This window comes from Streptomyces anandii JCM 4720, assembly GCF_014650655.1.
GTDB lineage: Bacteria > Actinomycetota > Actinomycetes > Streptomycetales > Streptomycetaceae > Streptomyces > Streptomyces anandii.
Map to the genome: position 1 here is coordinate 39,116 of NZ_BMVJ01000015.1, position 10,587 is coordinate 49,702.

Consider the following 10,587-nt stretch of genomic DNA (forward strand, 5'->3'; position numbering starts at 1 on the left):
TGCTCCAGGAAGCCCTTCAGCGGGTCGCGCTGCACGGACTTCGGGATCGCCAGCTCGTTGGTCTTGCCGTCGATGTCCAGCGAGATCAGGACGTTCGGCGTGCGCAGCGCCAGCAGCAGGTCGTGGCCCGGCAGGGTCAGGTGCAGCGGGTCGGAACCGTGGCCGTACAGCACACCGGGGACCTTGTTGTCACGGCGGATGCGGCGGGCGGCGCCCTTGCCGAACTCGGTGCGGGTCTCGGCGGTGATCTTCACCTCGGACATGCTCTTCACTCCTCGCAGTAGTAAGGGGACTGGTCACCCGGCCACACGAACGGCCTGCTACGAAGAGCGCGTCGATTACGGACCGCCGTATCCGTCCCCGCAGAGACGGCCACGGCCTCCCTCGCCGAGCAACTGGAGCAGTCTACTCGGCGGGGGAGGCCGAACCCAAAACGATCTACGTGCGCCTACAGCCGGTTCGCCTACTGCTCGTCGAACAGGCTCGTCACCGAGCCGTCCCGGAACACCTCACGCACCGCGGAGGCGATCGTCGGCGCGATCGACAGCACCGTGATCTTGTCCATCTCCAGCTCGCCCGGCGTCGGCAGCGTGTCCGTGAACACGAACTCGCTCACCTTGGAGTTCTTCAGCCGGTCCGCCGCCGGACCCGACAGCACACCGTGCGTCGCCGTCACGATGACGTCCTCCGCGCCGTGCGCGAACAGCGCGTCCGCGGCCGCGCAGATGGTGCCACCGGTGTCGATCATGTCGTCCACCAGGACGCAGATACGTCCCTTCACATCACCGACGACCTCGTGCACCGTGACCTGGTTCGCCACGTCCTTGTCGCGCCGCTTGTGCACGATCGCCAGCGGAGCGCCCAGCCGGTCGCACCAGCGGTCCGCCACCCGCACCCGGCCGGCGTCCGGCGACACCACGGTCAGCTTCGCGCGGTCCACCTTGTTGCCCACGTAGTCCGCGAGCAGCGGCAGCGCGAACAGGTGGTCCACCGGGCCGTCGAAGAAGCCCTGGATCTGGTCGGTGTGCAGATCCACCGCGAGGATCCGGTCCGCACCCGCCGTCTTCATCAGGTCCGCGACCAGACGCGCCGAGATGGGTTCACGGCCCCGGTGCTTCTTGTCCTGCCGCGCGTAACCGTAGAACGGCACGATGACCGTGATGGAGCGGGCCGACGCGCGCTTCAGCGCGTCGATCATGATCAGCTGCTCCATGATCCACTTGTTGATCGGAGCGGTGTGGCTCTGGATCAGGAAGCAGTCCGCGCCACGGGCCGACTCCTGGTAACGGACGTAGATCTCGCCGTTGGCGAAGTCGAAGGCCTTGGTCGGGACGACCCCGACACCCAGCTCGTGGGCGATTTCCTCGGCAAGCTCGGGGTGGGCGCGGCCGGAGAAGAACATCATCTTCTTCTCGCCGGTCGTCTTGATCCCGGTCACAGCACTGTCTCCTCAGAGGGGGTGTTCGCAGCTGGGTGTCGAGATGGCCCCGCCAACCGCGCCGAACCGGGCGCGCGAGGCCGTCTCAGCTGATGGGGTGCGGATGTGCACTTATCACGGTACGCCGTGTCTGACGCACACGTTTCCGGTCAGGCCTCCTCGCCCGGCTCCCGGGACGCCGCCTCGGCCGCCTTCGCCGCGGCGCTCCCCGGACGCTTGCGGGCCACCCAGCCCTCGATATTCCGCTGCTGGCCACGGGCCACGGCCAGCGAACCGGGCGGTACGTCACGCGTGATCACGGACCCGGCGGCGGTGTAGGCGCCGTCCCCGATCGTGACGGGAGCCACAAACATGTTGTCCGAACCCGTACGGCAGTGCGACCCCACCGTGGTGTGGTGCTTGTCCTTGCCGTCGTAGTTCACGAACACGCTCGCGGCGCCGATGTTCGAGTACTCGCCGATCGTCGCGTCCCCCACGTAGGACAGGTGCGGCACCTTCGTGCCCTCGCCGATCCGGGCGTTCTTCGTCTCGACGTACGTACCCACCTTGGACTTCAGTCCGAGGCGCGTGCCGGGCCGCAGATACGCGTACGGGCCCACGGACGCCTCCGGGCCCACCACGGCCCCGTTGGAGACGGTGTTGTCCACCCGCGCCCCGGCTCCGACCCTCGTGTCGGTCAGCCGGCTGTTGGGCCCGACCACGCTGCCCTCGCCGAGATGCGTGGAGCCGTGCAGCTGCGTGCCCGGCAGGACGGTGGCGTCCTGCTCGAAGGTGACGGTCACGTCGACCCAGGTGGTCGCCGGGTCCACGACGGTCACGCCCGCGAGCATGGCGGCGGTCAGCAGCCGGTCGTTGAGGATGCGCCGCGCCTCGGCCAGCTGCACACGGTTGTTGATCCCCGCGATCTCCCGGTGGTCGCCCGCCACGCACGCGCCCACCCGGTGCCCCGCCTCGCGCAGGATCCCGAGCACGTCGGTCAGGTACTCCTCGCCCTGGCTGTTGTCCGTCCGCACCCGGCCCAGCGCGTCCGCGAGCAGCCGGCCGTCGAAGGCGAACACCCCGGAGTTGATCTCCCGGACCGCCCGCTGCTCCTCGGTCGCGTCCTTGTGCTCCACGATCGCCGTCACGGCGCCGCTGGAGGCGTCCCGCACGATCCGCCCGTACCCGGTCGCGTCCGGCACCTCGGCGGTCAGCACGGTGACCGCGTTGCCGTCGTCCTGGTGCGTGGCGGCGAGCTTCCGCAAGGTGTCCCCGGTGAGCAGCGGGGTGTCGCCGCAGACGACGACAACGGTCCCGTCCACGGCGCCGCCGAGCTCCTCGAGACCCATGCGCACCGCGTGCCCGGTGCCCTTCTGCTTCTCCTGCACGGCCGTACGCACCTGGGAGTCGGTCTCCGCCAGGTGCGCGGTCACCTTCTCGCGTGCGTGCCCGACCACGACGACGAGGTTCTCGGGCTTCAACTCGCGTGCGGCGGCGAGCACATGACCGACGAGGGAGCGGCCACAGATCTCGTGCATGACCTTGGGTGTGGCCGACTTCATACGGGTGCCCTCACCCGCTGCGAGAACGACGACGGCTGCCGGGCGAATGGCGCTCACGGGATGCCCTTCGGCTTTTGGGTGGGGTGGACGTCCGCAGGATACCGGGGCGGTTGGTGGGCGAGATGAGAGCGGGTCCTGGCTGTGCAGCCAGGACCCGAACCGTGCAGCTCCGCCAGCTGGATTCGAACCAGCACTACAGGGCTTCAAAGGCCCGCGGGCTACCAGTTACCCCATGGCGGATGGCTGCGTCAGACCTTACCTGAGGATGGAGGTGCCGCGAGCTCCGAGACCGCTGTCACCATGCCGGTCCACCAGCCTTCGATGCGGCGGTACAGCTCCGCTCCCTGAGCCACGCGGATCACCAGGCAGCCTCGGTAGTTCTCTCCTACGTTCTTGCGGATGGTCTTGGGGTTGTGCTTCTTGATGGTGGTCTTCTGGAACGTGGCGACGTCGACTCCGACCACGCCGGCCCAGTAGCGCTCGGCCGCTTCCACGTCGGCGGTGATGTGGATCATCACGCGGAACCGCAGCCGCTCGGACTCGATGTCCAAGAGGCGCAACCAGGCGAGATAGAGCTGGATGACGCCGGGGTCGCTGTTGACGAAGATCGCCGTCTCGCGACGAGCGTAGGACTTGTCCTTCGTGCCCTCTGCCCAGTAGAGAGCGACTCCCGCCATGAACAGGTCTCGATCCGACACTGTTCCGACCTGCCGCATGGCAGCTGCCTTCGTCTGCTGTCGCGCCTGGTCCCGTACGGCCAGTTCGTGCTCCCACCGCTTGCGGGCCGCCAGCTTGGCCTGCTCGCTCGGATCGCGCCGCTCGGGGCGGGGCAGATCCCGTACCCACAGTGAGATCGAGCTCTTCGAGCAGCCCAGCTCGGCCTGGATCTGGTCGTAGGTCCAGCCCTGGAGGCGGAACTCACGTGCCTTGGAGCGGAGGTCGTCCTTGGCGCGTGGGCGCTGGGTCCACTCCGGGGGCGGCTCGCCCTGCAGGAGGCGGTTCAGGATGTCGTTGTTGTCGACGTGCAGCCGGTCGCGGATCTGCCGTCGGCTGAGTCCTGCCCGCCGCAAGGTGATCGCCTGCTCCCGCAGGCCCTGGAAGTCGGCGTACTTGCCGCGCAAATGTGCCATGAGCATACCGTCCGGCCGGAATGGGAGGTTCCGGGGCTGGGTGGGGACGGTTCACCAGTTCGAGCGATCTTGGTGAATTGTGGAGTTGATCGGAAAGGGAGTGTGGTGTGAGGCGGTAGCGGAAACTCGCCGGAAAAGGCGCGGTGGGCGCCCGTAGGCTGGAGGGCATGACCAGTACGGGGGAAGAACACCGGGCGGCCGGGTACGGGCCGTGGTGGTGGGCGCGGTGGCGCAGCGCGGTGCTCGACGGGAGCCTCGCGCTGGTGTCCGCGCTGGAGTGCGCCGCGGAGGGAATCCCCTTCGCACGCGACGCCGGGGTGCCGGTGGCGGTCGGGGTGGTGTTCGGGCTGCTGGCCGGGTCCGTGCTGCTGATCCGGCGGCGGTGGCCGATCGCGGTGGTGCTGGTGGCGATCGCCATCACGCCGGCCCAGATGGGCTTCCTGATGGGCATCGTGGGCCTCTACACACTGGCCGCGTGCGAGCTGCCGAGGCGGATCATCGCCGCGCTGGCCGGGATGTCGCTGTTCGGGACGATGATCGTGACGTTCGTACGGGTGCGGCAGGACATGGCGCGGGGGGACCTGACCCTCGGGGACTGGTTCGTGCCGTTCGCCGCCGTCACGACCTCGCTGGGCCTGACCGCTCCTCCTCTCCTCCTCGGCCTGTACGTGGGGGCCCGGCGGCGGCTGATGGAGTCGCTGCGTGAGCGGGCGGACAGCCTGGAGCGGGAGTTGCAGCTGCTCGCGGAGCGGGCGGAGGAGCGGGCCGAGTGGGCCCGCAACGAGGAGCGGACGCGGATCGCGCGGGAGATGCACGACGTGGTCGCGCACCGGGTGAGCCTGATGGTGGTGCACGCCGCCGCGCTCCAGGCCGTGGCCCGCAAGGACCCGGAGAAGGCGGTGAAGAACGCGGCCCTGGTCGGGGACATGGGGCGGCAGGCGCTGACGGAGCTGCGGGAGATGCTCGGGGTGCTGCGCAGCGGGGAGGAGCGGCCGCCGGTGCCCGCTCCCCGGCAGGCTTCCTCGTCGGGTGCTCCGGGTGCTCCGGCGGCTTCTCCGGTTTCCGCGGTGCCGTTGGCGGCGGTGGGGGCGGCCGCGGCCGCGGCCGCGGCGGCCTCGCGGGCCGCCGAGGGCGAGGGGCCGTCCCTGTCGGAACTGGAGGAGCTGGTCGGGCAGTCGGCGGCGGCCGGGATGGTCGTGAACCTGTCGGTGGAGGGGGAGGCGCGGTCGTACGCCGCCGAGGTCGAGCAGACCGCGTTCCGCGTGGTGCAGGAGGCGCTGACGAACGTCCACAAGCACGCGGCCGGGGCGAAGACGCATGTGCGGCTCGCGCACCGGGTGTCGGAGATCGCGATGCAGGTGGAGAACGAGCCGCCGCCGGAACTGGCGTCCGCGTCGGCGGCGGGGCTGCCGTCCGGCGGAAACGGTCTGCTCGGGATGCGGGAGCGGGTGACCGCGCTGGGCGGTGTGTTCGTGTCGGGGCCGACCGACGCGGGGGGTTTCCGGGTGTCGGCGGTGATTCCGGCGGTGTCCTGACGGCACCGGTGACGGGGGCGTCCCGGCGGGGGGTCCGGCCGGGGGCCGGGGTCAGCCCGTGGTGAGCCGGTGCGGTTCGGCGCCGGCGAGCAGGGCGGACAGGGCCTGGTCGATGTCCGGCCCGAGGTACCAGTCGCCGGTGTGGTCGAGGGCGTAGACGCGGCCCTCGCTGTCGATGGCGAGCAGCGACTCGGTGCCGGTCTCGGTGCCGAGGGGGCACACCTCGGTGCCGAGGGCGCGGCCGAGGTCGCCGAGGGTGCGGGCCATGTGGAGGCCGTGCAGCGGGTCGAGGTGCAGGGCGGCGGGGGCGATCCGGCGGCCGGGCCCGGCGGGATCGATGCGCAGGCCGCCGAACTCGGCCCAGGCCTCGACGGCCGCGGGGAAGACGCAGTGGCGGTGTCCCGCCGGCGAGGTGTGCTCGCGCAGGGTGTCGGCCCAGATCTCGGCCTGCTTTATGTCCCAGCGCCCCGGCTGCCATCCGGCGGCGCGCAGGGCGGCGTCGACGGGTACGGCGAAGCGGGTGGTTGAGGTGCGGTCGGTGTGCATCTGCCCTTCGTTCGTCGAGGCGGCGGTGGTCGTGCGGGGGGTGGGGCCGGGGGAAGCCGGGGCGGGGCGCCGGGATCAGGCGCCGTCGGCCGTGGGGTCGACGACGCGGACGCCGAAGTGGGCGCTGAGCGCGGCGCAGGCGCGGCAGGGCGCGGCGAAGCTGCCGTGCAGCGGGTCGCCGTCCTCGCGGATCCGGCGGGCGGTGAGCTTGGCCTGCTTGAGGGCCTTGCGGGCCTCGCCGTTGGTCATGGGTTTGCGCGCGGCGCGTTTGCTGCGGGCGGCGTCGGCGGCGGCGATGTGCCGGGAGATGAGGATGGTCTCGGCGCAGCGACCGGTGAAGCGGTCGCGCTGGGCGCTGGTGAGCGTGTCGAGGAAGTCCTGCACGAGGGGGTGCAGGGAGGGGGGCTCCTCGCCGCGGGCGGCGGTGCCGGTGAGGGTGGCGCCGCGGACGGAGAGGGCGGCGGCGACGGTGGGGAGTATGCCGTCGCGGCGGTGGCGCAGGGCCGGAGCGTGCGGCGCGTCGGTGCCGCTCCAGCCGATGCGTGGGTCGCCGCCTGTGCCGGTGTGCGGTCCCGTCTGCGTCGCGTTCATGATCGTTTTCCCCTCCCGGGCATCCCCCGAAGGACACAGAGTGCCAAATGCCGTGGCTGGTGCGGAAGCTGGGGCGGCGCGACACGCCCGTGCGGGGCGGTGCGTCACGGCAGGGTGACGGCTGGTCACGGCGGGGGCGGGGGCGGCCCGTGGCGGGCGGGGCCGCGGAACCGGAGGCCCGGTGACCGGTGTCGGCGTACCGCATAGGCTGTCGGCAACCGCGATGCGCGCGGTCGACGCGTTCGGAGAGAAGTAGTCGATACGGGCCTTGGTGTGCGGGGGCGGCGAGCCCTCCCGCCGAGGGCCGTACAGAGTGCCGCAGGGGGCAACCGCCATGACGACAGGTCGGCTCGGGCTCGGGGTTCCACCCGGCCGCCAGGCCGGAGGACAGGCCGCGCCGCCGAACGCGGCCTATGCCGGGCAGGTCGTGCACTTCCCGGATCCGGTAAGGGCCTCCCGTCACCCTCGAGGGGTACGGGTGGACGAGTACGGTTACCCCGATTTCTCGCCCTACGCCCGGGCGGCGGCGCAGATCGCTGAGCCGCCGGAGGGTTTCGGCGTCGACGAGTTGCGGCTGACGGACTACGTGTCGGCGAACGCGGCGCTGGCTGCCTCGGGGCACGAACTGTGGGACACCGTGCCGAGCGTGGCGACCCCGCACGGCTGGACGTGGCACCACGTGGCGGGCGGCCGGCGGCTGGAGCTGGTCCCGGTCGAGGTGAAGGCGCTGCTGCGCCACCACGGCGGGATCGCGACCGCGAACGTCGACCAGACGAAGCGGGGCACGCGGCCGCTGCAGGAGACGCGCCCCGCGCACTTCGGGCTGCCGAAGTCGGGTGTGGCGGTCTCCGAGCAGCAGGTGCAGGGGGTCGAGGAGGACCTCGGGTACCGGCTGCCGGGCGCGTACCGCTCCTTCCTGAAGGCGGCGGGCGGCTGCGCGCCCGTGGGGACCGCGCTGGACGCGGAGCTGGGGCTGCTGATCGACCAGCCCTTCTTCACGGTGCGCGAGGAGGCCGCGGTCAACGACCTGGTGTACGTCAACAAGTGCCTGCGCGACCATCTGACCAAGGACTACCTGGGAGTCGGGTTCGTCCAGGGCGGGCTGCTCGCGGTGAAGGTGAAGGGCGACCGGCTCGGTTCGGTGTGGTTCTGCGCCTACGACGACGTACGGGACGTGGATCCGTCGTGGCCGCAGGCCGAGCGGGTGGAGCGGCTGCTGATGCCGTGCGGCGAGGACTTCGACGCGTTCCTGTCCCGGCTGGCGGGCTCTCCGCCGGAGTTGGAGACGGTGGCGAACCTGATGGTGGACGGCGGGTTCGCGAAGGCCGTCCCGGTCTCGTCCGGCCCGTCGGTGGGGGAGTGAGGTTGCGGCGATGGTGACATTCGCGCAGGCGCAGGAGCGCGCCGAGGAGTGGGTCAACGGGGACGTGCCGGCGTACCAGCACCGTGAGGTGCGGGTACGGGAGTTCGGCCTCGGGTTCGTGGTGTGGGCGGAGGACCGCGAGGGCGGCCCGCGTTCGGAGGGCGGTGCGCAGCGGCTGGTCATCGCCCGCGACAGCGGGGAGGCCACGCTGTGGCCGGCGCTGCCGGTGGGCGAGGTGATCCGCCGGTACGAGGAGGAGTACGGCCGAGCGGACAGCGTCCAGGACGCGGTCCCGGCGCCGCCGGCCCGGGTCGACCTCAACCAGACGTCGTTCTTGCTGAGCCCGCCGGAGTGGCTCCAGGAGGCGGCCGACAAACTGGGCATCCCGGACCGCCGGGGAACGGACGCGGCGCCGGCGGACAGCGCCTCGCTGCCGCAGACGCAGGCGGGGGTCCCGGTGACCGCTGCCACGGACACCCCCGCCTCGGGCGCCGTGCCTGGGGCTGCCGAGCCTACGGCGCCCGCGGGTTCGTCGGCCGGGGCGGCGGGACAGGTTGCGCCTGCCGGGCCCGCGGGCCCGCCCGCCGCGTCTGCGGGGGCGGCGGCCGGTTCGGTGCCGTCTGCCGGTGCCGCCGGCTCGGTTCCGCCCGCCGGTTCTTCGGCCGGTGCCGCCGGTCAGGTTGCTCCCGCCGGGCCCGCGGGTCCGCCTGCCGGGCCTGCCGGTTGGGCGCCGCCCGCCGATTCGCCGGCCGGGGGCGCCGGTTCGGCTGTCGGGCCCGCGGGGCCTGCCGCTGGGCCTGCCGGTGCCGGTTCCGCCGGCTGGGCGCCGCCCGCCGATTCGCCGGCCGGGCCTCCCGCTGCGCCCGGTGTTCCGGTCGGGGCCACGCCGTGGGCCGGTACGGACACCAACGCCGACGGCGGGGAGGACCGTTCGGTGCCGTTGCCCGCGACGGTGTTCGCGCCGCAGCTCGGCGGACCGGACGACTTCGGCGACGACACCCCGCCGCCCGCCGCACCGGACGCCAAGACGGCGCTGATGGCCGGCGGCAGCCAACTCCCGCCCACGGCGATGGCACCCGCTGTCGGCGGCCCCCAGGGCAGCACGCCTCCGCCTCAGCCCCCGGCCGGTCCGTCGTCGTACGGCCGTCCGCAGGGGCCGGGGACCCCCGCCGAGGCCGGGCAGCCCGCCCGGCCGCTCGCGCCCAACGCCGGTGACATCGCGGACGCGGCGACCAGCAAGGCGGCGCCTCCGCCGCGTCGCGGGCGGGGCGGTTCGACCACGCCCCCGCCGCCCGGTGCCCCGGGCGCGCCGGGCGCCCGGCCGGGTGCGGCGCCCGCCGCGCCGGGTGGCGCGGGCGGGTACGTGCCGACCCAGTTGGTGTCGTCGCTCGGCCCCGGCGGCCCCGGCGGTCCGGATGTCCCCGAGGGTCCCGGCGGCCCCGTACCGCCGCACACGCCCGGCGGTGCGCCGCCCGGTGGCGTGCACCACGCGGCCACGATGCTGGCCGACCCGAACGCGATCGGCGGGAACACGCCCCCGCCGCCGGCCGCCCCCGGCGCACCGGGTGCCCCCGGCATGCCCGGTGCGCCCGGAGCCCCCGGTGCGCCCGGAACCTCCGGTGCTCCAGGCGCCCCCGGCGCGCCCGGAATCCCTGGTGCGCCGGGTGCCCCCGGCGTCCCCGGTGCCGGGTCCGGCGGTGTGCATCATGCGGAGACCATGCTGGCCGCGCCCCCGGCCGGTGGGCCGGGCGCGCCGCTGCCGCCGCCGCAGGCCCCGGGTACGCCCCCGGGTCCCCCGCCTGCGCCCGGTGCCATGCCGCCGCCCGTGGGGCAGCAGCCCATGCCTCCGCACGCGGCGCCCCCGGCGATGCCGCCCGGTGCGATGCCGCCGCCCGTGCCCGGGCAGGCCGTGCCCGGGCCGCCGCCTCCGCCGCCCGGGCAGCAGCCCCCGGCCTACGGGTATCCCCAGCAGGCGCAGCCCACGGTCGGCCCCGGCTACCAGGCCGTGCTGCGCTACCGCGCGCAGGACGGCTCCGAGCAGCAGCTGATCCGGCGCTCCGCGCCGGGCACCCCGCACCCGGAGTGGCAGATCTTCCACGAGCTGCGCGCCATGAACGTGCCGCCGGACCAGGTGCTCGAACTGCACACGGAGCTGGAGTCCTGCCAGTTGCCGGGCGCGTACTGCGCGCGGATGATCCGTGAGCAGTGGCCGCAGGCGCGGATCACCTCGATCGCGCCGTACGGCACCGACCACGCGAGCCGGCAGCAGGGCATGCGGCAACTCCTCGCCCATCAGGGCGAGTTGCACCAGGTCGCGGACGGTCCCGCACGTCCGGGCCCGGTGCGCGCGCCGCTGCCGCCGGTGCAGCCCGTGCCGCCGGTCCCGCCGGAGGCGATCGCGCAGGAGCTGGCGGGCGCGTTCGGGCCGGGGATCTTCCGGTTC

Annotated in this window: 8 protein-coding genes, 1 tRNA gene and 1 pseudogene; 3 read left to right on the forward strand and 7 right to left on the reverse strand. The window is 73.2% G+C overall.

From position 1 onward, the window contains the following. From IE249_RS38405 to IE249_RS24685, 5 genes and pseudogenes are all read right to left on the reverse strand, one after another. A pseudogene (locus IE249_RS38405) lies at nucleotides 1-263 on the reverse strand (50S ribosomal protein L25/general stress protein Ctc); the annotation flags it as partial. A 200-nt stretch (nucleotides 264-463) separates the two neighbouring features. Beyond that, nucleotides 464-1,438 (reverse strand): ribose-phosphate diphosphokinase, encoded by a 975-nt coding sequence (locus IE249_RS24670; RefSeq protein ID WP_189708015.1) that lies wholly within the window; start codon nucleotides 1,436-1,438, stop codon nucleotides 464-466. A gap of 149 nt (nucleotides 1,439-1,587) precedes the next feature. After that, nucleotides 1,588-3,036, reverse strand: coding sequence for a bifunctional UDP-N-acetylglucosamine diphosphorylase/glucosamine-1-phosphate N-acetyltransferase GlmU (gene glmU, locus IE249_RS24675; RefSeq protein ID WP_189708017.1), 1,449 nt, complete (start codon nucleotides 3,034-3,036; stop codon nucleotides 1,588-1,590). A gap of 110 nt (nucleotides 3,037-3,146) precedes the next feature. Further along, nucleotides 3,147-3,219, reverse strand: a tRNA-Gln gene (locus tag IE249_RS24680). 8 nt (nucleotides 3,220-3,227) lie between these two features. Further along, nucleotides 3,228-4,109, reverse strand: a complete 882-nt coding sequence (locus IE249_RS24685; protein WP_189708019.1) for a hypothetical protein — start codon at nucleotides 4,107-4,109, stop codon at nucleotides 3,228-3,230. Nucleotides 4,110-4,276: 167 nt separating this feature from the next. Here IE249_RS24685 and IE249_RS24690 point away from each other — a divergent pair, with 167 nt between their 5' ends. After that, entirely contained in the window at nucleotides 4,277-5,644 is a 1,368-nt protein-coding gene (locus tag IE249_RS24690) for a sensor histidine kinase (RefSeq protein ID WP_189708021.1), read from the forward strand. 51 nt (nucleotides 5,645-5,695) lie between these two features. Here the strand turns inward: IE249_RS24690 and IE249_RS24695 are convergent, their stop codons facing one another. Both IE249_RS24695 and IE249_RS24700 read right to left on the reverse strand, forming a co-directional pair. Further along, nucleotides 5,696-6,190, reverse strand: a complete 495-nt coding sequence (locus tag IE249_RS24695; protein ID WP_189708023.1) for an SUKH-3 domain-containing protein — start codon at nucleotides 6,188-6,190, stop codon at nucleotides 5,696-5,698. Between the two features lie 75 nt (nucleotides 6,191-6,265). Then, nucleotides 6,266-6,781 carry a YwqJ-related putative deaminase gene (locus IE249_RS24700; RefSeq protein ID WP_189708025.1) on the reverse strand — a complete coding sequence of 172 codons (516 nt, stop codon included), beginning with the start codon at nucleotides 6,779-6,781 and terminating at the stop codon, nucleotides 6,266-6,268. A gap of 334 nt (nucleotides 6,782-7,115) precedes the next feature. On the opposite strand from IE249_RS24700, the gene IE249_RS24705 reads away from it, so the two are divergent. Further along, nucleotides 7,116-8,144 (forward strand): SMI1/KNR4 family protein, encoded by a 1,029-nt coding sequence (locus IE249_RS24705; RefSeq protein ID WP_189708027.1) that lies wholly within the window; start codon nucleotides 7,116-7,118, stop codon nucleotides 8,142-8,144. 10 nt (nucleotides 8,145-8,154) lie between these two features. Further along, nucleotides 8,155-10,587, forward strand: a 2,433-nt coding sequence (locus IE249_RS24710; protein WP_229859205.1) for a nucleic acid/nucleotide deaminase domain-containing protein, incomplete at its 3' end; no start/stop codon positions are given.